At 72.9% G+C, this 25,074-nt stretch carries 18 protein-coding genes and 1 pseudogene; 7 read left to right on the top strand and 12 right to left on the bottom strand.

Going from position 1 to position 25,074, the window contains the following annotated elements; all coding sequences use genetic code 11:
* Window positions 1-202: 202 nt before the first annotated feature.
* From ACFY0O_RS35190 to ACFY0O_RS35180, 3 genes are all read right to left on the bottom strand, one after another.
* Window positions 203-2,143, bottom strand: coding sequence for a condensation domain-containing protein (locus ACFY0O_RS35190; RefSeq protein ID WP_388954561.1), 1,941 nt, complete (start codon window positions 2,141-2,143; stop codon window positions 203-205).
* A complete protein-coding gene (locus tag ACFY0O_RS35185; protein WP_388954558.1) occupies window positions 2,140-3,108 on the bottom strand; it encodes an aromatase/cyclase in 969 nt (322 codons plus the stop codon). The genes ACFY0O_RS35190 and ACFY0O_RS35185 overlap by 4 nt, the downstream gene beginning before the upstream one ends.
* Before the next feature lie 142 nt (window positions 3,109-3,250).
* Complete coding sequence (locus ACFY0O_RS35180; protein ID WP_388954555.1) at window positions 3,251-4,903, bottom strand: class I adenylate-forming enzyme family protein; 1,653 nt, start codon at window positions 4,901-4,903, stop codon at window positions 3,251-3,253.
* Window positions 4,904-5,134: 231 nt separating this feature from the next.
* Between ACFY0O_RS35180 and ccrA the strand changes: the two genes are divergently transcribed.
* Window positions 5,135-6,472: a crotonyl-CoA carboxylase/reductase gene (ccrA, locus tag ACFY0O_RS35175; protein ID WP_388954552.1), complete on the top strand. Its 1,338-nt coding sequence runs from the start codon at window positions 5,135-5,137 to the stop codon at window positions 6,470-6,472.
* A gap of 85 nt (window positions 6,473-6,557) precedes the next feature.
* A complete protein-coding gene (argG, locus tag ACFY0O_RS35170) occupies window positions 6,558-8,012 on the top strand; it encodes an argininosuccinate synthase (protein WP_358899514.1) in 1,455 nt (484 codons plus the stop codon).
* A gap of 59 nt (window positions 8,013-8,071) precedes the next feature.
* Here the strand turns inward: argG and ACFY0O_RS35165 are convergent, their stop codons facing one another.
* Genes ACFY0O_RS35165 through ACFY0O_RS35150 form a run of 4 tightly spaced genes read right to left on the bottom strand, consistent with a single transcriptional unit; the run spans window position 8,072 to window position 12,694 of the window.
* A complete protein-coding gene (locus ACFY0O_RS35165; protein WP_388954549.1) occupies window positions 8,072-8,953 on the bottom strand; it encodes an MBL fold metallo-hydrolase in 882 nt (293 codons plus the stop codon).
* 38 nt (window positions 8,954-8,991) lie between these two features.
* Complete coding sequence (locus ACFY0O_RS35160) at window positions 8,992-10,251, bottom strand: ketosynthase chain-length factor (protein WP_388954547.1); 1,260 nt, start codon at window positions 10,249-10,251, stop codon at window positions 8,992-8,994.
* Complete coding sequence (locus tag ACFY0O_RS35155; protein ID WP_358899512.1) at window positions 10,248-11,519, bottom strand: beta-ketoacyl-[acyl-carrier-protein] synthase family protein; 1,272 nt, start codon at window positions 11,517-11,519, stop codon at window positions 10,248-10,250. The genes ACFY0O_RS35160 and ACFY0O_RS35155 overlap by 4 nt, the downstream gene beginning before the upstream one ends.
* Entirely contained in the window at window positions 11,516-12,694 is a 1,179-nt protein-coding gene (locus ACFY0O_RS35150; protein WP_358899511.1) for a DegT/DnrJ/EryC1/StrS family aminotransferase, read from the bottom strand. The genes ACFY0O_RS35155 and ACFY0O_RS35150 overlap by 4 nt, the downstream gene beginning before the upstream one ends.
* A 175-nt stretch (window positions 12,695-12,869) precedes the next feature.
* Here ACFY0O_RS35150 and ACFY0O_RS35145 point away from each other — a divergent pair, with 175 nt between their 5' ends.
* The 3 genes from ACFY0O_RS35145 to ACFY0O_RS35135 all read left to right on the top strand — a co-directional run bounded on the left by ACFY0O_RS35145 (window position 12,870) and on the right by ACFY0O_RS35135 (window position 15,570).
* Entirely contained in the window at window positions 12,870-13,673 is an 804-nt protein-coding gene (locus ACFY0O_RS35145; RefSeq protein WP_344161405.1) for an SDR family NAD(P)-dependent oxidoreductase, read from the top strand.
* Between the two features lie 86 nt (window positions 13,674-13,759).
* Window positions 13,760-14,713: an aromatase/cyclase gene (locus ACFY0O_RS35140; RefSeq protein ID WP_388954542.1), complete on the top strand. Its 954-nt coding sequence runs from the start codon at window positions 13,760-13,762 to the stop codon at window positions 14,711-14,713.
* On the top strand, window positions 14,710-15,570 hold the full coding sequence (locus tag ACFY0O_RS35135; RefSeq protein WP_388954540.1) for an SDR family NAD(P)-dependent oxidoreductase: 861 nt from the start codon (window positions 14,710-14,712) through the stop codon (window positions 15,568-15,570). Before ACFY0O_RS35140 ends, ACFY0O_RS35135 begins: the two co-directional genes overlap by 4 nt.
* Before the next feature lie 2 nt (window positions 15,571-15,572).
* Here ACFY0O_RS35135 and ACFY0O_RS35130 read toward each other — a convergent pair whose 3' ends face one another.
* Entirely contained in the window at window positions 15,573-16,298 is a 726-nt protein-coding gene (locus tag ACFY0O_RS35130) for an SDR family oxidoreductase (protein WP_388954537.1), read from the bottom strand.
* Between the two features lie 104 nt (window positions 16,299-16,402).
* On the opposite strand from ACFY0O_RS35130, the gene ACFY0O_RS35125 reads away from it, so the two are divergent.
* Complete coding sequence (locus tag ACFY0O_RS35125) at window positions 16,403-17,245, top strand: LysR family transcriptional regulator (protein ID WP_388954535.1); 843 nt, start codon at window positions 16,403-16,405, stop codon at window positions 17,243-17,245.
* 6 nt (window positions 17,246-17,251) lie between these two features.
* Here the strand turns inward: ACFY0O_RS35125 and metK are convergent.
* Window positions 17,252-18,460: pseudogene (metK, locus tag ACFY0O_RS35120) on the bottom strand (methionine adenosyltransferase).
* A 290-nt stretch (window positions 18,461-18,750) separates the two neighbouring features.
* Between metK and ACFY0O_RS35115 the strand changes: the two are divergent.
* Window positions 18,751-18,906, top strand: coding sequence for a hypothetical protein (locus ACFY0O_RS35115; protein ID WP_388954533.1), 156 nt, complete (start codon window positions 18,751-18,753; stop codon window positions 18,904-18,906).
* A gap of 14 nt (window positions 18,907-18,920) precedes the next feature.
* Here ACFY0O_RS35115 and ACFY0O_RS35110 read toward each other — a convergent pair whose 3' ends face one another.
* The 3 genes from ACFY0O_RS35110 to ACFY0O_RS35100 all read right to left on the bottom strand — a co-directional run bounded on the left by ACFY0O_RS35110 (window position 18,921) and on the right by ACFY0O_RS35100 (window position 25,069).
* The gene (locus ACFY0O_RS35110) at window positions 18,921-19,709 is read right to left on the bottom strand and encodes an AfsR/SARP family transcriptional regulator (RefSeq protein WP_358898490.1); all 789 of its coding nucleotides are present in this window, start codon (window positions 19,707-19,709) and stop codon (window positions 18,921-18,923) included.
* A gap of 255 nt (window positions 19,710-19,964) precedes the next feature.
* The gene (locus ACFY0O_RS35105) at window positions 19,965-23,813 is read right to left on the bottom strand and encodes an amino acid adenylation domain-containing protein (protein WP_388954530.1); all 3,849 of its coding nucleotides are present in this window, start codon (window positions 23,811-23,813) and stop codon (window positions 19,965-19,967) included.
* Between the two features lie 314 nt (window positions 23,814-24,127).
* Window positions 24,128-25,069 carry a ribose-phosphate diphosphokinase gene (locus ACFY0O_RS35100; protein WP_045946982.1) on the bottom strand — a complete coding sequence of 314 codons (942 nt, stop codon included), beginning with the start codon at window positions 25,067-25,069 and terminating at the stop codon, window positions 24,128-24,130.
* Window positions 25,070-25,074 lie beyond the last annotated feature (5 nt).

The following is a 25,074-nucleotide window of genomic DNA, read 5'->3' as shown; positions in this document are numbered from 1 at the left end:
GACCGGCGAACGCCCCCGGGCCGGCCCTGAGGACGCGTCCCCTCGGGCGCCGCCAAGACCCCCGCGCGTTCACGGTCGCCGACCGCAAGCGCCCCCAGGGGTCCGTCCCGTTCCGCGGAACGCCCCCACAGCCGTCGGCGCCGCCTGGGACAAGCCCCGCATACCTACTCGGCGAGCCGTCCGGCCACCCGGGGGGCCCGCTCTACGGGCGCCGGCGCGCGGCCGCCGTCAGGGCTGCGGCGAGTTCGTGGTCGGTGGGGGCGACCGCGACCGCCGGGCGGGCCCAGCCGTACGCGGCGACCCGGCCCGCGATCTGGTGCGCGAGGTCGGCGACCTCCGGGTACCCGCCCAGCACGACGGGCTCCCCGGCGGCCAGCGCCGGGGCCAGCGCGGCCAGGGCGGCCGAGGCCCGGGGGGCCACGGACAGCAGGGCCCGCTTCCCGCGCCGGCCGCGCACCAGGCCGTCGTAGCAGTCCTCCGCCGCCCCGGGCGGCCGCAGCAGGCAGACCAGCCCCGTCCCGGGGGCGGCCGCCGCGCGCAGGGTGCGCGGCACGGGGTCGGGGCGCGCGGCCGCCAGCGGCACCGGGGCCCCGTCCAGCAGCCTCAGCGCGTCGGTGACCGTGGCCCGGGGGTCCGCGTCGGCCGGGAGGCCGCGCAGCAGCCGGGCGGTCTGCCAGAGGATCTCGGCGGCGTCACCGTCGGCGATCCGGGTCCGGTCGTGGACGAGCGTCAGCAGCAGCCCGCCGTCCGCGTCGTGCCGGGCCGTCAGCACCAACGGCGTGCCCGTGTAGGCCTCGCAGTCCTCCGCGGGGAACGCCCCCCACGGCCCTTCCGGCCCCACCGGGAACGAGGGCCCCACCCCGGACTCGGACTCCGCCCACGGCCCCGCCAGGGCCCCGGGGTCCGTGAACGGCCCCGTCAGGAACGCAGGATCCGCGGGCAGAGCCGGTCCCGGAGGGCGGATGCCTTCGGGCAGGGGGTGGGGCGGCGACGGGAGGCGGGGTTCCCGTGGGGGGAGGAAGGCCAGCAGGGACTCCGTGAGCGGTTCGTACGGGTCGCGGCCCGACCAGCGGTGGACCTGGCCCGCCGAGACCCACTCGTACGCGGCGAGGTCGACGGCCCGCCCCGCGAGCACGGACAGCAGGTCCGCCAGGGTGCCCCCGGGGCGGACCTCCACGCCCACCGGCAGCGCGCCCTGCAGCGGCCCCGGCAGCCGGTCGGCCCCGTCGAGCGGGATGCCCCGGCCGGACACGGCGGCGCCGAACGCCACCGGGACCGGCCCCGGGCCGCCACCGTCGGCCGCCCGGTACAGCAGCATCGCCCACACCGCCTGGAGGGCGGTGCTCTCCGCGGCGCCCCGGGCGGCGGCCCAGGCACGCAGCCGGGCCGCTTCGGCCGGGGTGAGCCGCTGCCGGGCCCGGCCGTGCCCGCGCTGGTGCGTGGGCCGGCCGCGGTCGCCGGCCGGGAGCGTGGCGGAGCCCGCGGGCGGGGCGGCCCGGGCCCAGAACTCCCGGGCGGGGGCCCGGTCCCGGGCGCCGACCCACTGGAGGTGGTCGCGCAGGTCGGGCCGCCGCTCACCGCCCCGGGGGCGGCCGTCGGCGGCGTGGGCGCGGTGGAAGGCGCGGACCAGCTGCTCGGCGCCGACCGGGTCGAGGAACGCCCGGTGGTACGTGAGCAGGACCCGCGTCGAGCCGTCGGGCTCGGCCAGGAGGGCGATCCGCAGCGGGTCGGGCCGGGTCAGGTCGAACTCGCGCATCCGCTCGGCGGCGATCAGCGCCTCCCACCGGGCGCCGCCCACGGGGTGGCGGACGATCAGCGGACCGGCGGCCGGGTGGACGGCGAACCCCGGCAGCCCGGCCCCCGTCCCGGCCCCGGTGCCGGAGGCGGCCGGCGCCAGCCCGGTCCGCAGCACCGCCTCCTGGTCGGTGACGGCCTGCCAGGCCCGGGTGAACCGCTCGGCGTCGAACGGCCCGGGCAGCCGCCAGTGCAGCTGCCCGGTGTGCAGGCCGCGGCCGGGGTGGGTGAGGCCGTCGAGGAGCACGTCGACCTGAAGGGGGGCGGCGGGGTGGACCCGCGGCCGGGGTGCGGCGAGGGCCCGGGAGGCCGTGGCCCGGCGCGGGCCGTCGCCGGGGCGGCCGGTCACCGCCTCGCGCTCAGGCTCGGGACGGCCGTCTCCGCGTGCCGCCGGGCCAGGTGCAGGACGCGGGTGCTCGCGCCGCCCAGGGCGCGCCGTACGTGGTCGCGGGCCTGGGCGAGGTCGGCGCCCGGGCCGAGCACCGGCTCGATGTCCTCGGCGCGCAGCAGCACCCGGTGGCTGGCGATGGCGGTGACCCCGCTCTCGTCGGGGTCGACCGACCATTCGCCGGTGTGGGCGGCGAGCAGCCGGGGGGTGCGGGTCCGCTTGTAGACGATCCGCCCGGCGTGCGGGAGACAGACGCGTACGGACTCGCTGGTGTCGGTGGTGCCGTCGGCGGCCCGGGTGTCCATGGTCAGCAGCTGGACGCCCGTCCGGTCCTCGGCCACGTGTGCGCGGGTGACCTCGGGCAGGTGGGCGGGCCAGTCGCCGGCCCGGTACAGGAAGTCGTAGACGAGTTCCGGGGGTCCCTCGACGCGCACCGAGTCCTCGAAGGACAGCAGCAGGCCGTCCAGGGCGGTCCACTGCTCGGCGGTCCGCTTGAGCTGCTCGAGTTCGGCGCGGCTGTTGGCGTCGGTGGCGTCGGCGAGCCACCGGGCGCCGGCCTCGTCCCCGGCCGCCGTCGCGAACCGGTGGTGCAGGGTCAGCCGGGAGCGCCCGCCGGCGAGTTCGGCGACCTCCCAGCGGCCGGCCATGGCGGTGGCCGGGGGCGCCGGGACCTCCTGGTGGAAGTCGATGGTCCGCCGTGCGAGGTCCAGGGAGCGCCGGGACACCCAGGACGTGACGGTCCCGCCCGCGGTCGCCCACATCCCGAAGCGGTCGCTGGTCCCGTCGAAGTCCAGCCGCTCCACGTGGATGCTGGGCGGGACGAAAAGCGGCCACTGGGTCGTGTCCGCGAGCAGCGCGTAGACCACGCCTGCGGGGGCGGCCACGTCCACCAAGTACGACGTGTGCTGCACACGCTCACCTGACATCGGTCACACCTCTCTGCCTCGGTCCACCAACTTCGCGCGACCCGGCGGAGCTCCGCTCGAAAGGCCCTGGACCCCGGCTGCACGGGCCGTCCACGGCCCCTCAGGAGGCCTTGCGGGGGTCCCACGGCCCGTGCCGGGAGGGTCAGACGGCGGCTTCGGCCTCCGCCCGGTGGTGCAGTTCGCGGCGCAGGGACCGCCGCTCGGGCTTGCCCGCGGGGGTGCGCGGCACGGCGCCGAGGACCTCGACGCGCCGGATCTGCTCGTGCGGGCCGAGCTGTCCGTTGGCGGTCTCCACGATGGAGTCGAGGACGTCGAGCAGCCCGGGCGCGGTCGGGTCGTGCAGGACGAGGCCGAGCCAGACGACGGCGCCGTGGACCGGGTCGGGCCAGCCGACGACGACGCAGTCGGCGACCCGGGGGTCGGTGGCCAGGACGGATTCGACGGCGGTGGGCGAGACGAGTTCGCCGTCGTAGGAGAAGACGTCGTCGAGGCGGTCGACGAGGTACAGCTCGCCGTCGGGGCCGATGCGGCCGACGTCCTGGGTGGAGAACCAGCCGTCCTCCCCGGCGGCGGGCCCGTTCTCCCCGAGGTAGCCGGCCATCAGCTGGGGCCCGCTCAGCTGCACCTCGCCGGTCTCGCCGGGGCCGAGCGGGACGCCGGTGCCGGGGTGCACGACGCGGCAGGCGGTGCCGGGGACGGGGGTGCCCACGGAGCCGGTGCCGGAGAGGTCCTCGCCGGGCCGCTGGGAGTGGGTGAGCGGGGCGAGTTCGACCAGGCCGTACCCCTGGAGGACGGGGACGCCGAGCCGGTCGGAGAGCAGCCTGGCGTCCGCGGGGGCGAGGGCGCTGCCGCCGGAGAGGACGGCGGTGAGCCGGTCGAGGGCGGGCGGGGCGGGCAGGGGGAAGCCGGGCAGTTCGCCGGCGCCCGGGAGTTCGCCGTGGCGCAGGTCGGCGGCGAGCTGGTGCAGCCGGGCGGGCAGGCTGTAGAGGTGGGTGGCGCCGGTACGGGCGGCCAGGGCGAGGGCGGCCGCGGGGCGCGGGGCGGGGCACAGCACCTGGCAGGCGCCCGCGAGGACGGCCGAGTTGAGGTGCATCGGCTGGTAGAGCGGCAGGTGGTTGAGGATCACCGAGTCGGAGTCGAGCCGGTGGGCGGCGGCCGTCTGTGCGGCGTTGGCGAGCAGGTTGCGGTGGGTCAGCCGGACGCCCTTGGGCCGGCCGGTCGTCCCGGTGGTGAACTGCACGCACACGACGGCGTTCGGGTCGAAGGGGGTGTCCGGGTCGGCCTCGAACGGCTGCGGGGCGCGGCCCAGGGCGACGGACAGCGGCACGGCGTCGGCGGGCACGATACCGTCGGGCGCGTCGGTGACGACGATCTCGCGCAGCAGGGGCAGCCGGTCGGCGGTCTTGACGAGCTGCTCGGCGGCGGCGGTGGGCAGGAAGGCGATCTCGACGTCGGCCAGTTCGCAGACGCGGCGCATTCCGGCGGCCCGGATCAGGGGGTTGAGGAGGACGACGGTGTTGCCGCTGCGGATGGTGCCGTAGTAGGCGGCGGCGAACTCCTCGTCGAGGGTGTTGGCGACCCCGACGCGGGCCCCGCGCCGGCCGAGGGCGTGTTCCAGGTAGGCGGCGAACCGGTCGGCCCGCGCGTCGAGTTCGGCGAAGGTCCGCGTACCGTGGGGGGAGCGGAAGGCACAGGCGGCGGGGTCGCGTTCCGCGGCTCGGCGCAGCAGTCCGTCGAGCGGCAGCTCCCTGCGGCGGGTCGGTTGCGTGCGGCGGCTGAGGCGGTAGATCGGCACGGCGCGTCCTCCTGGTCGGGCTGATCGCTGGATCTCCGGATCCCTGATCGCTGATCCCGACGCATCACGGTCCGCACCTCCGGTGGAGGCCGCTTCGAAGGTGACTCGATTCCGCCGCCGTCGAGCGTTCCTCCGGCGGCCTTCGACGCCCGGGGCGGAGCCTGCGGGGACGCGCTCCGGCGGACCCGCACGTCCGGCGCCGCCGCATCCCTCCGTCGCAAGGGAAGTCACGTGGACCAGATCGTCGAGGCCCTGCTCTCCGAGGACGCCCGCCCCGAGGACTTCGGGGCGCTCGCGCTGCCGGAGGCGTACCGGGGCAACGTGGTGCGCCGGGACGAGACGGACATGTTCGCGGGCATGGCCTCGGCGGAGAAGGACCCGCGCAAGTCCCTGCACCTTCAGGAGGTGCCGACGCCGGAGCCGGGTCCGGGCGAGGCGCTGGTCGCGGTGATGGCGAGCGCGATCAACTACAACACCGTCTGGAGCTCGATCTTCGAGCCGCTGCCGACCTTCGGCTTCCTGGAGCGCTACGGCCGCCTCTCGGAGCTCACCAGGCGCCACGACCTGCCGTACCACGTGCTGGGCTCGGACCTGGCGGGGGTGGTGCTGCGCACGGGTCCCGGGGTGAACCGGTGGAAGGCGGGCGACCGGGTGGTGGCGCACTGCCTGTCGGTGGAGCTGGAGTCGGCCGACGGGCACGACGACACGATGCTCGACCCCGAGCAGCGCATCTGGGGCTTCGAGACCAACTTCGGCGGCCTGGCGGAGCTGGCCCTCGTGAAGTCCAACCAGCTGATGCCTAAGCCGGAGCACCTGACCTGGGAGGAGGCCGCGAGCCCGGGTCTGGTGAACTCCACGGCCTACCGGCAGCTGGTCTCCCGCAACGGCGCCGGCATGAAGCAGGGCGACAACGTCCTGATCTGGGGCGCCAGCGGCGGCCTCGGCTCCTACGCCACCCAGCTGGCGCTGGCCGGCGGCGCCCACCCGATCTGTGTCGTCTCCTCCCCGGAGAAGGCCGGGATCTGCCGCTCCATGGGGGCCGAGGCGGTCATCGACCGGAGCGCCGAGGGATACCGGTTCTGGAAGGACGAGCGGACGCAGGACCCCGGGGAGTGGAAGCGCTTCGGCAAGCGCATCCGCGAGCTGACCGGCGGCGAGGACGTGGACATCGTCTTCGAGCACCCGGGCCGCGAGACCTTCGGCGCCTCCGTCTTCGTCACCCGCAAGGGCGGCACGATCACCACCTGCGCGTCCACCTCGGGCTACATGCACGAGTACGACAACCGCTACCTGTGGATGTCGCTGAAGCGGATCATCGGCTCGCACTTCGCGAACTACCGCGAGGCCTGGGAGGCCAACCGCCTCATCGCCAAGGGCAGGATCCATCCCACCCTCTCCAAGGTCTACTCCCTGGAGCAGACCGGCCAGGCCGCCTACGACGTCCACCGCAACCTCCACCAGGGCAAGGTCGGCGTCCTCGCCCTCGCCCCCGAGGAAGGCCTCGGCGTACGGAACCACGAGCTGCGCGCCAAGCACCTCGATGCCATCAACCGCTTCCGCCTCCGCTGACGAAGCGGCGTTAACGGCGTTAACGCCGTTAACGACAGACCGCCCTCCACTTGCATGAACATGCATCCTTCTGCATACTCATCCCATGTCTAAGGTCCTCACCTCCCTTCCCGTCGGCGAGCGCGTCGGCATCGCCTTCTCCGGCGGACTCGACACCTCCGTCGCGGTCGCGTGGATGCGCGACAAGGGCGCCGTCCCGTGCACCTACACCGCCGACATCGGCCAGTACGACGAGCCCGACATCGCCTCCGTGCCCGGGCGCGCCCAGGCCTACGGCGCCGAGATCGCGCGCCTGGTCGACTGCCGCGCGGCGCTGGTGGAGGAGGGCCTGGCCGCGCTGACCTGCGGCGCGTTCCACATCCGCTCCGGCGGCCGCGCCTACTTCAACACCACCCCGCTCGGCCGCGCCGTCACCGGCACCCTGCTGGTCCGCGCGATGCTCGAGGACGACGTCCAGATCTGGGGCGACGGCTCGACCTTCAAGGGCAACGACATCGAGCGGTTCTACCGCTACGGCCTGCTCGCCAACCCGCACCTGCGGATCTACAAGCCCTGGCTCGACGCGGCCTTCGTGACCGAGCTCGGCGGCCGCAAGGAGATGTCGGAGTGGCTGCTGGCCCACGACCTCCCCTACCGGGACAGCACGGAGAAGGCGTACTCCACCGACGCCAACATCTGGGGCGCCACCCACGAGGCCAAGACCCTGGAGCACCTGGACACCGGTCTGGAGACCGTCGAGCCGATCATGGGCGTCCGCTTCTGGGACCCCTCGGTCGAGATCGACACCGAGGACGTGACCATCGGCTTCGAGCAGGGCCGTCCCGTCACGATCAACGGCAAGCAGTTCGCCTCCGCCGTCGACCTGGTCATGGAGGCCAACGCCATCGGCGGCCGGCACGGCATGGGCATGTCCGACCAGATCGAGAACCGGATCATCGAGGCCAAGAGCCGCGGCATCTACGAGGCCCCCGGCATGGCCCTGCTGCACGCCGCCTACGAGCGCCTGGTCAACGCCATCCACAACGAGGACACCCTCGCCCAGTACCACAACGAGGGCCGCCGCCTCGGCCGGCTGATGTACGAGGGCCGCTGGCTGGACCCGCAGGCCCTGATGGTCCGCGAGTCCCTCCAGCGCTGGGTCGGGGCGGCCGTCACCGGCGAGGTGACCCTGCGGCTGCGGCGCGGCGAGGACTACTCGATCCTCGACACCCAGGGCCCGGCGTTCAGCTACCACCCGGACAAGCTGTCCATGGAGCGCACCGAGGACTCGGCCTTCGGCCCGGTGGACCGCATCGGCCAGCTGACCATGCGCAACCTGGACATCGCCGACTCGCGCGCCAAGCTGGAGCAGTACGCGGTCCTCGGCCTGATCGGCAGCGGCAGCCCCGCCGTCGGCGCCGCCCAGGCGGCCGCGACCGGGCTGATCGGCACCATGCCGGAGATGCCGGAGGGCGGCGCCGAGGCCATCGCCTCGCGCGGCGAGGTCTCCGCCGACGAGGCGCTGCTCGACCGTGCCGCGATGGAGTCCGGCACCGACTAGCGGGCCCCGTACCCGGCCCCGCACCACGGCCCCCGACTGCCCGTCCGCCCCGCCTGTCCTCAGGCGGCGCAGGCGGGCAGTCCGCCGTGGTACTCGACCATCTCGCAGAACATCGTCTCCACGTCGAGCCGGTGCCCCGGCTCCGCCCCCCGCGCCTCCGCGTAGGCACGGTGCAGGTTGGGCACCAGCCGCTCGGCGTCGAGGAGCTCCGCGTACGGGCCGAGGTCGGCCTCCCGCGCGGCCTCCAGCGGGGTCAGCCCGGCCGCGAGGCCGTCGGCGGCCAGCCGCTGGAGCAGGTGCAGGTAGCCGGCGGTGGCGTCGAGCAGTTCGGGGCCGCCGACCGGTCCGTGGCCGGCGACGACGGTCCGCGGGCCGAGGGCGCGCAGCCGTTCGACGGCGGCGAGGGAGCCGGAGACCGAGCCGGTCAGGCAGAACGGCGTGGCCCCGGACATCACGATGTCCCCGGTGAACAGCACCCGCTGCCTCGGCAGCCAGACCACCGTGTCACCGACCGTGTGGGCGGTCCCCGGGTGGATCAGCTCCACCGGGAACTCCCCCGGGTGCAGGGTGAGCCGGTCGTGGAAGGTCAGCCCGGGCAGTTGCACCCGGACCTCCCCCCAGGGGACGTCCGGCCACAGCCGGGTCAGGTGCAGTCCGGCCAGTGCCATCTCGGCGCGCGCCGCCTCGTGGGCGACGACCAGGGCCCGGTCGGCGAAGAACCGGTTCCCGAACGTGTGGTCGCCGTGCGCATGGGTGTTCACCACGAAGCGCGGGGCGTGCGGGGTGAGCCGGGCGACCGCCTCCCCCAGGGCCCGGGCGCGGGCCTCGGTGGCGGCCGTGTCGACCAGTACGGGCCGGCCGCCGGCCGGGGCGATCAGGCCGGCGTTGTTCAGGCACCAGCCGCCGTCGGGCTGGAGGTAGGCCCAGACGTGCTCGGCCACCTCCTCCGTCCGGGGCCCGCCGCCCCTGCCGCCGCCGCTCACCGTCCCCGGACCACCATGGCCGCGTTGAAGCCGCCCCGGCCCCGTGCCAGCACCAGCGCCGTGCGCAGCCGGGCGGGGCGGCGCACCTCGGTCACCAGGTCGACGGGGCAGTCCGCGGCGGGCGGCCCGGCGTGCACGGTCGGCGGGATCACCCCGTCGCGCAGCGAGAGCAGGGCCGCGGCCAGGTCCAGGGAGGCGCCGCCCGCGGCGAGCCGGCCCGTCATGGTCTTGGGCGCGGTCACCGGGACCCCGTACGCACCGAAGATCTCGGCGAGGGCCTCGGCCTCGGCGCGGTCGGCCTCGCGCCGCCCGGCCGCGTCGGCGAAGACCACGTCCACGTCGGCGGGGGCCAGCCCGGCCTCGCGCAGGGCCAGCGCCGCGGCGTCGCGCAGCCGGGAGGGAGCGCCCGAGCCGGGCGGCGGGTCGAAGGTGGCTGCGTACCCGGCGACCTCCCCGTAGGGGCGGGCGCCACGCTCGCGGGCGGCGGCCGCGTCCTCCAGGACGAGCAGGGCCCCGCCCTCGCCGACGACGTGGCCGCCGGCCTCCGCGGAGAAGGGCAGGTAGGCGCGCTCGGCGTCCTCGGCGGTGCTGAGCTCGCCGGAGGCCAGGTGGGCGGCCCAGCCCCAGGGGCAGAGGGAGGAGTCCATGCCGCCGGTGACGACGAGGCGGATGCCCTTGCGGAGCTGGCGGCGGGCCTGGGCCACCGCGTCGAGCCCGCCGGCCTGCTCGCTGACCAGGACGCTGTTGGGGCCGCGCATCCCGTTGCGGATGGAGATCTGGCCGCTGTTGACGGCGTAGAACCAGGCGAAGGACTGGTAGGCGCTGACGTACTGGCCGCCCTTGCTCCACAGCGCCTGGAGTTCGCGCTGCCCGAACTCGTAGCCGCCGGCCGAGCTGGCGGTGATCACCCCGGCCGCGTAGTCGGGCAGCTGGGCGGGGTCCACGCCGGCGTCGGCGAGGGCCTCGTCGGCGGCGGTGAGGGCGAGCCGGGTCACCTGGTCGGTCTGCGGCAGCAGCCGGCCGGGCAGATGCTCGGCGGCGTCGAAGCCCTGGACCTCTCCGGCCAGCTTGGCCGGGTACGGGGCGGCGTCGAAGCGGGTGAGCGGGCGGATGCCGCTCTCGCCGCGCAGGACCGCGCTCCACCAGGCCTCGGTGCCCAGGCCGTTCGGGGCGGCGACGCCGATCCCGGTGATCACGGGCGCGGCGGAGGCGGCCGCCGACGACATCACGGGCGCGTCTGCGGTCTGCGTGCTCATGCGGCGGCTCCCAGGCGCGGGCGGGTCAGGATCATGGCGCTCTGGAAGCCGCCGAAGCCGCTGCCGACGCTGAGGACGGTGTCCGTGCGGTGCTCGCGCGCGGTCAGCGGGATGTAGTCCAGGTCGCAGCCCGGGTCGGGGTGGTGCAGGTTCGCCGTCGGCGGGACGGTGTTGTGCTCGATGGCCAGGGCGCTGGCGGCCACCTCCAGGGAGCCGATCGCGCCGAGCGAGTGCCCGATCATCGACTTGATGGAGCTGACCGGGGTCTCGTAGGCGTGCTGTCCGAGGCTGCGCTTGAAGGCGGCGGTCTCGTGCCGGTCGTTCTGCTTGGTGCCGGAGCCGTGGGCGTTGACGTAGTCGACGGCGGTGGCGGGCAGGCGGGCCTCGTCGAGGGCGACGGTGATGGCCTCGGCCATCTCGCGGCCCTCGGCCTTGAGGCCGGTCATGTGGTAGGCGTTGCCGCGGCTGGCGAAGCCGGCGATCTCGGCGTAGACGTGGGCGCCGCGGCGGCGGGCGCTCTCCAGCTCCTCCAGGACGAGGATCGCGGAGCCCTCGCCGAGGACGAACCCGTTGCGGGTGGCGTCGAAGGGCCGGGAGGCGGTCTCCGGGTGGTCGTTGCTGGGCGAGGTGGCCTTGATGGCGTCGAAGCAGGCCACGGTGATCGGGGAGATCGGGGCCTCGGTGGCGCCGGTGACCATCACGTCGGCGCTGCCCTCGCGGATCAGCTCCACGGCGTGGCCGATGGAGTCCAGGCCGGAGGTGCAGCCGGTGGAGACCATGGAGACGGGGCCCTGGGCGCCGACACGCCAGGCCACCTCGGCCGCCATCGAGCTGGGCACGAAGTAGTCGAACAGGTGGGGCACGGCGAGGGTGTGGTCCACCTGCCAGGTGGAGCCGCCCCCGCTCACCGCGTTGTACTCGTTGTCCAGGCCGGTGGTGCAGCCCACCGCGCTGCCCAGGGTCACGCCGGTCCGCGTGGGGTCCAGGGCCGCGGTGTCGAGCCCGCTGTCGCGGACCGCCTCGTCGGCGCTGACCAGTGCGAACTGGGCGGCCCGGTCGAGGCGGGCGGCCTCCTCGGGGGTGAAACCGTGGGCGAGCGGGTCGAAGTCGGCCTCGGCGGCGATCCGCGAGCGGAAGCCGGTGGCGTCGAAGAGGCTGATGGCGCGGGTGGCGGTCCGCCCCGAGGTGAGCCGGGACCAGTACGCCTTGGTGCCCACTCCCCCGGGTGCGACCACGCCGATCCCGGTGATGACGACGCGTCGGTTCATGGGGTGTCCTTCACGGTGAGTCCTTCGTCGGTACTGGCGGCGAGCCGGGAACGCACGGACGCGAGCAGCGCGTCGATGACGGTGGTGACGTCCGCGTCGCTGAGACCGGGGTGCAGGGGCAGGCGCACGGTGCGGTCCACCGCCCAGTCGCAGGAGGGCAGTGCGGCCGCCGGCGGCTCCCCGTCTCCGTCGGCCGGGAACCGGTGCAGGGGCGCGTGGTGGGAGGTCGTGTAGATCTCCTGGGCCAGCAGGTCGGCGACGACCCCGTCCCTGATGGCGGGGTCGAGCTGCACCCAGTACAGGCAGTCCGTGGACTCGTGGCCCTCGGGCAGCGGCGGGGGCGTCAGCAGCCCGTCGGTGCCGGCCAGCTCGCGGTCGTAGCGGGCGGCGATCTCGCGGCGCCGCGCCACCATCTCGGGCAGGCGGCGCAGCTGGACGGAGCCGATGGCGGCGGTCAGGTCGTTGCCGGCGATGCCGCGCCCGTACTCGGGCAGGTCCGGTTCGCCGGGCAGGGTGGCGTGGCCGAACCCGCTGGCGCGGACCAGGCCGCGGCGGGCGAGGAGGCGGGTGCGGGCGGCCCGTTCGGGGTCCTTCGCGTAGACCATGCCGCCGTCGCCGGTGACCAGGACCCGGCCGGGGTCGAAGCTCCACACGGCGAGGTCGCCGAAGGTGCCGGCGGGCAGGCCGTCGACGCGGGAGGCGACGGAGCAGGCGCCGTCCTCGATCAGGGCCAGGCCCCGTTCCCGGCAGCGCGCGGCGATGCGGACGATGTCGCCGGCGCGTCCGCCGTAGTGGAGGAAGAGGACCGCGCGGGTGCGGTCGGTGAGGGCGGCCTCGACGTCCTCCAGGGACGGGTTGAGGGTGCGCCGGTCGACGTCGCAGAAGACGGGGCGGCCGCCGCGCGCGGCCACGGCCTCGGCGGTGGCGGGCAGGCCGAGGGAGGGCAGCACGACCTCGTCGCCCTCCTGGAGGTCGAGGGTCTCGACGGCCAGGTGCAGGGCGGTCGTGCCGGAGCTGGTGAACACGACGTGGCCGGGCTCGATGCCCAGGTGCTCGGCGAAGGCCGTCTCGAAGGCCTCGGTGCGCCGTCCGCTGCCGAGCCTGCGGTCGTGGAACACCCCGGCGACCGCGTCGAGTTCCTCCGCCCCGACCTGGGGCTGAAACAAGTTGATCATGGTCGCCTCTCACGTGCGGGGGTCTCCCCGATCTTGTCGACCGGCGCTCGACGAACGATGGAGGACCGGTGGTCCCCCCGGTCGCGACGGGGCGGCCGAGACGCCTTCGAGTACCGCTCCATCGCGGTGACGGATCCTCCGCGTGCGCCACCTGTCGATTCACCGAGGAGTTCTCATGCCCGACCAGGCCCAGGTTCAGGACCAGACCAAGCGCGTCGCCGTCGTCACCGGAGCGACCAGCGGTATCGGCCTAGAAGCGGCCCGCACCCTGGCCGCGCAGGGGCACCGGGTGTTCATCGGCGCCCGCGACGCCGACAACGTGGCCCGTACCGTCAAGGAGCTCACCGCCGAGGGGCTGGAGGTCGACGGCGCGAGCGTGGACGTGCGCAGCGGCGAGGGCGTCAAGGCCTGGGTCGAGGCGGCCGTGGAACGGTTCGGCACCATCGACGTGGTGGTCAACAACGCCGGCCGCTCGGGCGGCGGCGTCACCGCCGACATCGCCGACGAGCTCTGGTACGACGTCATCGAGACCAACCTCAACAGCGTCTTCCGGGTCACCCGCGAGGTCCTGAACACCGGCGGCATGCGCGCGAAGAACCGCGGCCGCATCATCAACATCGCCTCCACCGCCGGCAAGCAGGGCGTGGTCCTGGGCGCCCCCTACTCGGCGTCCAAGCACGGCGTGGTCGGCTTCACCAAGGCGCTGGGCAACGAGCTGGCCCCGACGGGCATCACCGTCAACGCCGTCTGCCCCGGCTACGTCGAGACGCCGATGGCCGAGCGGGTCCGCCAGGGCTACGCGGCCGCGTACGAGACCACCGAGGAGGCCGTGCTCGAGAAGTTCCAGGCCAAGATCCCCCTCGGCCGCTACTCCACCCCGCAGGAGGTCGCCGGGCTCGTGGGCTACCTGGCCTCCGACACCGCCGCGTCCATCACCTCGCAGGCCCTGAACGTCTGCGGCGGCCTCGGCAACTTCTGAGCCCGCCCGACCCGCCCCGCCCGCCCGACCACGTACGCCCGTACGCGCGTCACGCCCGTACGACCCTGAACCCGAGGAGCAAGACCATGCCGCAGCCCGGCCTGCGTGAAGTGGAGCACGAGATCACGGTCTCGGCCCCGGCCGCCGCCGTGTACCGGTTGATCGCCGAGGTGCGGAACTGGCCGCGGATCTTCCCCCCGACCATCTACGTGGACCACATCCCGCAGGACGGGAACGAGGAGCGCATCCGGATCTGGGCCACCGCCAACGGCGAGGCCAAGAACTGGACCTCCCGCCGCACCCTGGACCCGGAGAAGCTGACGATCACCTTCCGCCAGGAGGTGCCGGCACCCCCGGTCGCCGCGATGGGCGGCACCTGGATCATCGAGCCCCTCTCCGAGGGCGAGTCCCGGGTGCGGCTGCTCCACGACTACCGGGCCGAGGACGACGACCCGCAGAAGCTGGAGTGGATCGACCGCGCGGTCGACCGCAACTCGCGCTCGGAGCTGGCCGCGCTCAAGACCAACGTCGAGCGCGCCCACGCCACCGAGGACCTGACGTTCTCCTTCGAGGACACGGTCCGCGTCGAGGGTTCCGCGAAGGACGTCTACGACTTCGTCAACGAGGCGGACCTGTGGCCCGAGCGGCTGCCGCACGTGGCGGTCGTCCGGCTGACCGAGGACACCCCGGGCCTGCAGGAACTGGAGATGGACACCCGGGCCAAGGACGGCTCCGTCCACACCACCAAGTCCTACCGGGTGACGTTCCCGAACGAGCGGATCGCCTACAAGCAGACGACCCTGCCCGCGCTGATGAGCCTGCACACCGGCTACTGGACGTTCGCCGAGGACGCCGAGGGCGGCCTGTCGGCCTCCTCCCAGCACACGGTGACGATCAACACCGAGAACATCGCCCGGATCCTGGGCCCCGAGGCGACGGTCGAGGACGCCAAGGCGTACGTCCGGACCGCCCTCAGCACCAACAGCACCGCCACCCTCAACCACGCCAAGGCCTTCGCCGAGCAGCGGGCCCGTCGATGACGGAGGGGACGCCCCGGGTCTGGTTCGTCACCGGCGCCTCCAGGGGCCTGGGACGGGCCGTCGCCGAGGTCGTCCTGGAAGCCGGGGACACCGTCGTCGCCACGGCCCGCCGCGTCGAGGCGCTCGACGGCCTGGCCGAGCGCTTCGGCGCCCGGGTCATCCCCATGACCCTGGACGTCTCCGACCGCGCGGCGGTGTTCGCGACCGTGGCCGAGGCCGGGGAGCGGGCCGGGCGGATCGACGTCCTGCTGAACAACGCGGGGTACGGGCTGGCCGGAGCGGTGGAGGAGGTCACCGAACGCCAGGTCCGCGACCAGTTCGACGTGAACTTCCTCGGCGCCCTGTGGACCACCCAGGCCGTCCTCCCGCTGATGCGGCGCCAGGGCTCGGGCCACCTCCTCCAGATGTCCAGCATCGCGGGCGTGACCACGTACCCGAACCTGGGCATGTACTGCGCCAGCAAATGGGCCCTGGAGGCGATGGGCGAGACACTGGCCCAGGAGGTCGCCGGCTTCGGGATCAAGGTCACCCTGATCGAGGCCGGCGAGTTCCGCACCGACTGGAGCGCGAGCTCCCTGGTGCGGGCCACGCCCAAGACCGCGTACGACGCCGTGCTGGCCAAGCGCCGGCACGGCCTGTCGGGCGCCTTCGCCCACCTCCAGCCGGGCGACCCGCGCCGGGCCGGGGCGGCCCTCCTCACCCTCGTGGCGGCCGAGGACCCCCCGCTCCGCCTCCTCCTCGGCACCACCGCGGCCGACCGCGCCCCGACGGCCCTGCGCGAACGCCTGTCCGTCTGGGAGGACTGGGCCCCCCTGGCCCCGACGACGGACTTCCCGCCGGCCCCGTACCCGGGCTGACGTCACCAGGGCACCGTTCCGCCGTCGTCGAAGAATCCGCCGGTCGGCCCGTCGTCGGGCAGGGTCGCGAGGCGCAGCGCGATCGCGGCGGCCTGGTGGGGAGTGCGGACGCCCTGGAAGCCGTTGAGGTCGGTGGCGGTGAAGCCGGGACAGCCGGCGTTGACCAGGATGCCCGTGCCGTCCAGTTCCTTGGCGTACTGGACGGTGACGGCGTTGAGGAAGGTCTTCGACGCCAGGTACGCGACCGGAACCGGGCCCATGTCGACACCGGGAGTGGTCTGCAGGACGAACGAGCCGACGCTGCTGGAGATGTTCACGATCCGCGGCGACGCCGAGCCGCGCAGCATCGGCAGCATCGCGTTGGTGACGCGGACGACCCCGATCACATTGGTCTCCACGACGCCTCGTAGGGTCGCGGGATCGACCGTGGTGGGCGTCTGCGGCATCCCGCCGGTGATGGCGGCGTTGTTGACCAGGACGTCGAGCCCTCCGGCGCGCTCGGCGATCAGCTCGGCCGCGGCGGCCACGCTCGCGTCGTCCGTCACGTCGAGCGCGACGCCGAACGCGTCCGTGCCGGCCGCGCGCAGCTTCTCCACCGCGGTGTCGCGGCGCCGCTGGTCCCGCGCGCCCACGCCGACGCGCCAGCCGAGGGCGCCCAGGCGCGCCGCGATCTCGTACCCGATCCCTTTGTTCGCACCGGTCACCAGCGCGATCGTCTGTTCACTCATGTCGTCAAGCCTGCTGCGGACCCGGGTGGGACGTCCAAGACCGACCGGGTGGGCGGCGATACCGCTCGGGTATGGGTCCTGGTGGCGCCGGATACGATGACGCGGTGGAGACGCGGGAGCTGCGGTACTTCGTCGCCGTCGCGGAGGAATTGCACTTCGGGCGGGCGGCGCAGCGGCTCGCCATGGCGCAACCACCGCTGTCGCGGGCGATCCGGCAGCTGGAGCGGCGGCTCGGAGTGCTGCTGCTGCACCGCACGGCTCGCGCGGTCGCCCTGACCGAGGCGGGGTCGGTGCTCCTGCGGGAGGCCCGGGCCGCGCTCGACGCGGTCGAAGCCGCCGAGCGCCGCACCCGCCGCGCGGCTGCGGAACTGCCCGGTGTGGTGCTGGCCGCGAAGGCCGGACCGTCCGGCGAACTGTTGTCGAAGCTGCTGGCCGCCTACGCCGCCGAGCCCGGCGCGGTCGCCGTCGAGGTGGTGCTGTGCGGGCCCGGCGAGCAGGAAGGGCTGCTGCGCGACGGCCGTGCCGACGTCGCCCTGCTCCACCGGCCCTTCGACACCACGGCCGGACTCGACACCGAGGACCTGTACACCGAACGGCAGGTCGTGGTCCTGCCCGCGGGGCACCCCCTGGCCCACCGACCCCACCTGTCGATGGCCGAGGTCGCCGCGCTGACGGACCTGCCCCTGCCTCGCTGGCCCCGGCGGGACGGGAGGTATCCGGACGGGCCCGGCCCGCAGGTGCGCGACCACACCCAGCTGTTCCAGCTGATCGCGCTCGGACGGGCCTGTGCGCTCGTGCCCGAGTCCCTCCGGGCCCACCTGCGCGACGGCCACGCGACGGTGCCGGTGCCCGACGCACCGGCCGTCACGACCGTCATCGCCTGGCCACCGCACAGCAGGTCCCGCGCCGTCGCCGACCTCGTCCGCACCGCGACACGCCTCTGGTGACCTGGGTCAGAGCCCAACCGCCTCGCGCAGGGCGTCGATGCGGTCGGTGCGCTCCCAGGTGAAGTCGGGGAGCTCCCGGCCGAAGTGCCCGTAAGCCGCGGTCTGCGCGTAAATGGGCCGCAGCAGATCGAGATCACGGATGATGGCGGCCGGACGCAGATCGAACACCTCCCCGATCGCGTCCTCGATCTTCCGCACCTCGACCTCGGCGGTGCCGAAGGTCTCCACGAACAGGCCGACCGGCTCGGCCTTGCCGATCGCGTACGCCACCTGCACCTCGCACCGCGCGGCCAGCCCGGCGGCGACGACGTTCTTGGCGACCCACCGCATCGCATAAGCGGCCGAACGGTCCACCTTGGACGGGTCCTTCCCCGAGAAGGCACCGCCCCCGTGCCGCGCCATGCCCCCATAGGTATCAATGATGATCTTCCGGCCGGTCAGCCCGGCGTCACCCATCGGACCGCCGATCTCGAAGCGCCCCGTCGGATTCACCAGCAGCCGGTACCCCTCGGTGTCCAGCTTGATCCCGTCCTCCGCGAGCTGCGCGAGGACGTGCTCGACCACATGCTCGCGGACGTCCGGGGTCAGCGCGTTCTCCAGGTCGATCTCGGTGGCGTGCTGGGTGGAGACCACCACTGTGTCCAGCCGCACCGGCCTGTTCCCGTCGTACTCGACGGTGACCTGGGTCTTTCCGTCCGGACGCAGATAGCGGAGGGTCGCGTTCCGGCGGACCTCGGACAGCCGCCGCGAGAGCCGGTGCGCGAGGTGGATCGGCAGCGGCATCAGCGCGGGCGTCTCATCACACGCGAAGCCGAACATCAGCCCCTGGTCCCCCGCCCCCTACCGGTCGAGCGCATCGCCATCACCCTCCACCCGCCGCTCGTACGCCGTGTCCACGCCCTGGGCGATGTCCGGGGACTGCGCGCCGATGGACACCGACACGCCGCACGACGCACCATCGAAGCCCTTCTCGGACGAGTCGTAGCCGATCTCCAGGATCCGCTCGCGCACCAGCTGCGCGATCGGCGCGTACGCCTTCGTCGTCACCTCCCCGGCGATGTGCACCAGACCGGTGGTGATCAGCGTCTCCACAGCCACGCGCGAGGTCGGGTCCTGGCGCAGCAGGGCGTCGAGGATCGTGTCGCTGATCTGATCGGCGATCTTGTCGGGGTGGCCCTCGGTCACGGACTCCGAGGTGAACAGACGACGGGACATACGGCTTCCTCCTGTGCACGGCCGAAAGCCCGACCGTCCCCGACCCCCCTGGAGCCCCGCTCGAACGCGACGCCCCGGCGCAGCCGGCACGGCGTCAGGCGACAACGTCCGTGACCCCGACCGGCGGTGGGCGGCCAAGCGGGCCGGGGAACGGCGCTAGCCTCTGGGAGCTGTTCCCCGGCCCCGCACGCGAGGCCCCTCCCGAAGTGAGAGTCAAGGAATGCGCGTTTCAGTGATCGGCTGCGGACACCTCGGCATCCCGCACGCGGCCGCGATGGCCGAACTCGGCCATGAAGTCATCGTCCGACTACCAGCAGACCGACCCCGCGGCCCTCGTCACGCGCCCCGCCACCCCCCTGCTCGTCGACTGCCGCACCACCCTCGACCCCGAGCCCTGGCGCACCGCTGGCTGGACCCTCCACCAGCTCGGACGACCCGGGAAGTAGCCGGGCCTGGCGGCTCAGACGGCCGCGCTTACCGCGAGGCGGTCGCCGCGGGAGGGGCTCAGGAGGCGGCCGTGCAGGTGTCTGAGCTCCGCGGAGGGCTCCAGGCCCAGTTCCTCGGCGAGCAGCCGGCGCACCTTCTGGTAGGCCTGGAGGGCCTCCGCGCGGCGCCCGGCGGCGCCGAGGGCGGAGATGAGGCGGCTGTGGAACCACTCGTTGAGCGGGTAGTCGTTGATGAGCTTGCGCAGCTCCGGTATGGACTCGCGGTGCCGGCCGAGTGCCTCCTGGGCCTCGATCCGGGTCTCGAAGGCCCTGATGCGCAGCTCTTCGAGGTGCACGATGTGCCCGGCGAGCACGTCGCCGGCCGGGAAGTTCGACAGGGCGGGCCCGCGCCACAGGTCGAGCGCCTGGCCGACCGTGCGCAGCGCCCGCTGCGGCTCCTCCTCGGCCAGTTCGTAGCGGGCCCGGGTGACGAGCCGCTCGAAGATCCGTACGTCGACCTCGGAGTCCTCGACCCGCATCACGTACCCGGACGGGCCGGTGACGATCAGGCAGCGGCCGGCGGGCGCCAGCTGCTCCTGGGTGAACATCCGGCGCGCGTGGTACACGTACGTCTGGAGCGTCGTGACGGCGCTGCGCGGGGGGTTCTCGCCCCACAGCTCCCGGATGAGGGCCTCGGCCGTGACGACCTCGCCGGGCCGGGTGAGCAGCAGCGCGAGCGTCTGGCACACCTTGGGCGTGCCCGGCTGGTAGGTCCGGCCGTCGTCGGTGACGATCTCGAAGGGGCCGATGAGATTGAAGCGCATGGAAGATGACTCCTCATCAGCGAGAAGAGCAAAAAAACAGGACGGCTGGAATCAATAGAAGTGTCTTGTGTGGGGAATGCGCACGTCAACGGCGGCGATGTCAGAACGCGGTCAAGCTGCGTCAGAATTGAGCCACCTACTGGCCGGTTTTTCCTCCACCGCCCAGAAGCAGAAAACACGAAAGACGGCCGCCCCGCCGGAATTATCCGGCGGGGCGGCCGTCCTCATTCGGGCCGCTCTCCCTTACTCAGGCACTCACTCGCCGAGCAGGTAGCGGATGTGCTTGACCAGCTCGCCGATGTCCTCGCGCAGCAGGCTGTAGTGGTCGGCGTCGAGGTCGATGACCGTCGGCGGCTCGGCCGAGTAGCCGCTGCTGTTCTCCAGGAACGAGTAGTCGTCGCCCACGGCCTTGAAGATGCTGATCGGCGCCTGGAGGGTGCGCTCGGCCAGCTCGTGGAAGGAGTACTCGAATTCGTAGGTCTGGCCCACGACCGAGATGATCCGGCGGGCGAGGTCGACGTCGATCCCCTTGAGTTCGCTGATGAACTCGGCGAAGGACGCCTCGTCCGTCACCGTCTCAAGGCACCGGTCCAGGTCCGGACCGGAAATCGTGCCGGTGAAGACGGAGAAGAGGATCGTGGTGTAGCCGCGGTTGGCGAAGGACGCCTCACGGCCCCACACCTTGCCGTTCTCGGCGCGCACCTTCGGGGAGCCCGGGGCGATCAGGAAGAGGTTGTCCACCTTCTCGCCGGCCTGCTCCAGCTGGTAGGCCGTCTCGAAGGCCACGCGGGCGCCGAAGGAGTAGCCCCACAGGGTGTAGGGGCCGGTCGGCTGGATCTCCTTGAGGGCCTCGATGTCCTTCTTGGCCATCTCGGTGATGGTCTCGTACGGGGTCTCGCCCTCGTTGATGCCGAAGGACTGGACACCGTAGAACGAGCGGCCGAGGCCGATCTCGCCGGCCAGGCTGCGCAGGTTCATCGGGTAGCCGCCCAGACCCGGCCAGCAGATCACGGGCCGCGCCTTGCCGGTCTCCGCGTGCAGGCGGACGAAGCGCGAGGACTCCTGCGCGACCTCGCGCTCCAGGCGGCGGGCCAGCTTCTCGATGGTCGGGGACTCCAGGACGCTCTGCAGCGGCAGGGAGACGCCCAGGCGGGAGTTGAGCTCGCGCACCAGGCCGACGGCGATCAGCGAGTTGCCGCCCGACTCGAAGAAGTCGTCCTGAACGGAGGCGTTCTCGCGGCGCAGGGCCTTCTCCCAGACGCCCGCGATCTCCTTCTCCGTCTCCGTGCGCGGGGCGACGAACGGGCGCTCCACGAGCTCGGCGTTGACCTGGTCGGAGGCGTCGAGCGCCTTGACGTCGATCTTGCCGTTGGCGGACAGCGGCAGCCGCTCGAAGACCACGACCCGGTTGGGGATCATGTAGTCCGGCAGGAAGCTGACGAGGTCGTCGCGGATGAGCTCGGCCGGACCGCGCATGTGGACGCTGTCCTCGCGCATGCCCTCGTGCTCGACCTGCTCGTCGCTGATGCGGCCGCCGACGAAGAAGTACATCGGGCCGCCCTCCACGCCGTTCTGGGCGAGGACGGCGTCCATGCGGCGCGAGGCCGGCAGCGGGTTGCCCGTCTTGGAGCTGTAGCCGGAGGACATGAAGCCCAGGTTCAGCCCGTTCATCATCAGGTGCTGGAGCTTCTTGCCCAGGGTGACGTACTTCAGCCACTCCTCCTCGGCGCGGCTGTAGACGCTGATGCCGAAGCTGGCGGCCTGGTACACCGACTGGTTGATCGCGATGACGTGCTTCTTGAGGACGATGTCGTCCGAGAAGCGGGTCAGCTCGCCGTTCTCGTAGCGGTACTGGCCCTCGGGCAGGCCGGCGATCTTGTTGCCGTGGGTCTGGACGTAGACCTCGGCGTGGTCCTCGCGCGGGCCCGCGTGCGGGACCAGCTCGAAGGTGCCCAGGTAGTAGTCCTCCTCGGCGACGTCGAGCAGGTCCTTGACCGCCGGCTCGTAGGCGCGGTCGTGGATGTCCAGGCCGTAGGCCGGCAGGATCTGCTCGAAGAGGCCGACCATGTGGCCGGTCTCGATCTCGAGGACCTCGACGATGTTGTTCTTGTAGACCGGCTCGATGCCGCTCTTCTTGCCGATGAAGTGGATCTGCGCCGTGGCCTTGCCGGTGGCCTCGCGCTCGCTGATCAGCACGAGCTGGTGGCGGACCGGCTGGTAGTAGTAGTAGCCCGGCTTGAGACCGCCGACGCCCTCCAGCTCGAAGTACATCTGCGTCGCGTACAGCGCGCCCGGGGAGGCGTAGCCGTACTTCGGCAGCAGCCGCTCCTCGCTGATGTACTGGCCGAACCAGCGCAGGATCTGGCCGAGTTCGGCGGGAGCCAGGTCGGCCGCCTTGCGCGAGTAGCCGGCGGTGACCGTGGCGCCGAGCAGGCCGAGGAGGTCGGCCTGGGTGACGGGGCCGCCCTCGTAGAAGCGGTACGTCTTGCGGGCGAAGACGCGGGCGCGCTGCTCGGGGGTGGGCTCGGAGCCCTCGAGGTCGAAGGCCGGGCGGGCGGCCAGCTCGGCGTCGTCGCGCAGGCCCGGGTTGGACAGCTGCGCCTTGACCTGGAGCTTGCTCTTCTTCGACGCGTGGTGGGAGCCGTGGTTGCCCTGGTCCATCAGGGCGGCTTCCTTCTCGCTGAGCTCGATGCAGGCGATCAGGTTCTGGAAGCCGGTGCGGCCGTCGTTCTTGACGATGACGGCGGCGTTGCGGACCCAGTCGTGGTTCTCGATCGCCAGGGAGATCTCGTCCAGCTCGACGCGGTAGCCGCGCAGCTTGACCTGGTTGTCGGCGCGGCCGGCGAACTGCACCGTGCCGTCGGCGTTCCACTGGCCGAGGTCGCCCGTCTTGTACAGGCGGACGGGCTCGGCGCCCTCCTCGATCTCGATCTCCAGGAAGCGCTCGGCGGTGAGGTCCTCGCGGTGCAGGTAGCCGCGGGCCAGCTGGATGCCGCCGATGTACAGCTCGCCTATCTCCCCCACGCCGACCGGCTTGAGGGTCTCCTTGTCCAGGATGTGGTAGGTGGTGCCGTGCACCGGGGAGCCGATGGAGATGGACTGCGGTCCCTCGTCCAGGTCGGCCGGGTCCACGGGGAACGAGGACGAGTTGATGGTCGTCTCGGTCGGGCCGTAGACGTTGATGAGCGCCCGGCCGGGCATCTCCTGCGTGGTCTGGATCGCGAGCAGGCGCGAGAGGGCCTCGCCACCGCTGAAGATCTGCTGGAGCGAAACGCACTCGGGGAACCGCTCGGTGTCGATCAGACCCTGGAGCAGCGTCGGGACGCACTGGAGGGTGGTCACGTTGTGCTTGACGATGGTCTCGATGAGGCCCTCGGGGTCGGCGTAGACGCCGGGTGCGCCCATGACGACGGTGGCGCCGTTGGCCGGGGAGAGGATCTCCCACTGGGCGGCGTCGAAGCTCATCGGGGTCTTCTGCAGGATGACCTTGCTGCGGTCGATCGCGTAGGTCTCGCGCAGCCAGCCGAGCTGGTTGACGATGCTGCGGTGCTCGATCATCACACCCTTCGGCTTGCCCGTGCTGCCGGAGGTGTAGATGACGTAGGCGAGGGTGTCCGGGCGGGCGCCGTCGCGGGCCGGGGCCTCGGTGCCCTCGGGGCGGACGAAGGCCTCGGACTCGCGCAGGGTCACGATGGTGACGTCCTGCGGGGCGAGCTCGCGCAGGCGCGACACCAGGCGCTGCTGCGCCAGGATGATCTTCGCCTGGCTGTTCTCGATCATGTAGCGGAGCCGGTCCTCGGGGTACTCCGGGGACAGCGGCAGGTAGGCGGCGCCGGCACCGAGGATGCCCCACGCGCCGACCATGAGGTCGATCGACGGCTCGACGAACAGGCCCACGCAGTCGTCCGCGGAGACACCGAGGTGCTCCAGGTAGTCGGCCAGGGCCGAGCTTCTGGACGCGAGCTCCCGGAAGGTGAGCTTGTCGTCCCGGTAGGCGACCGCGATCGCGTCGGGGTGCTCCGCCACACGCTGGGCGAGCAGGCCGGGCAGGGTGTTGGTCCCCTGGAGGGTGGGCTCGAGCACGCTGGTCTCCTGAAGAGTCATTTCCCGCTTCCTAACGTTCCGTTGTGGAGCACGGGCGCGGTCAGCGCCCCGGCTGCCGGGCTCCGGTGTGGAACGGGCCCGGCGGACGGCGCCGCACCGCGAAGCGTGGGGGGTGGCGTCCGCACGGGGCGGACGCCGCTTCGAACGCGGTGGGGCGTCGGTTGGCCGGGCTGCAGCCCGGCCGGGAGGTACCGAAGAACTGAGGGGCGCAAGGGCAAAGCCTCACCACCCGGAAAGACCGGAACGGCGCGGTGCGTGCGGCCGCCTCCCCCTTCGGACGGACGGGCCCCCATCGGGCCCGTCCGCCCGGGCGATCACCGGCTCTGCAGGAGCCGGGTTACTGATCCGTTCTCGAACACGGCCCGCGAGGCGCCCGCGATGAGCGGGGCGATGGACAGGACGGTGACCTTGTCCAGTCCGAGGGCCCCGGGCACCGGCAGGGTGTCCGTGAACACGAACTCGCTCACCCGCGAGTTCTTCAGGCGGTCCGCCGCGGGGCCCGAGAGCACCCCGTGCGTGGCCGCCACGATGACGTCCCTCGCCCCCTGGGCGAAGAGGGCGTCGGCGGCGGCACAGATCGTGCCGCCGGTGTCGATCATGTCGTCGACCAGGACGCAGACCCGGTCGTGCACGTCGCCGACCACCTCGTGGGCCGTGACCTGGTGGGCCACGTCCTTGTCGCGCCGCTTGTGGACGATGGCCAGCGGAGCGCCGAGGCGGTCGCACCAGCCGTCGGCCACGCGCACGCGGCCGGCGTCGGGCGAGACCACGGTGAGGGCCTCGCGGTCCACCTTGGAGCCGATGTAGTCCGCGAGGACCGGCATGGCGAACAGGTGGTCCACCGGGCCGTCGAAGAATCCCTGGATCTGGTCGGCGTGCAGGTCGATCGTCAGGATCCGGTCGGCGCCGGCGGTCTTGAGCAGGTCCGCCACCAGACGGGCCGAGATGGGTTCCCGGCCGCTGTGCTTGCGGTCCTGTCGCGCGTATCCGTAGAAGGGCAGGATGACGGTGACGCTCCGCGCGGAGGCCCGCTTCAGCGCGTCGATCATGATGAGCTGTTCCATGATCGACTTGTTGATGGGGGCCGTGTGGCTCTGGACCACGAAGCAGTCCGCACCGCGCACGGAGGCGTGGTACCGGATGTAGATCTCGCCGTTGGCGAAGTCGATCGCCTTCGTCTCGACCAGCTCCGTGCCCAGCTCCGCCGCGATGGCCTGGGCCAGCTCGGGGTGCGCGCGCCCCGAGAAGAGCAGCATCTTCC

The organism is Streptomyces sp. NPDC001594, from assembly GCF_042893675.1.
GTDB lineage: Bacteria > Actinomycetota > Actinomycetes > Streptomycetales > Streptomycetaceae > Streptomyces.
Note: the sequence above shows the minus strand (reverse complement) of the source record. Positions and strands in the feature narration are given on the sequence as shown.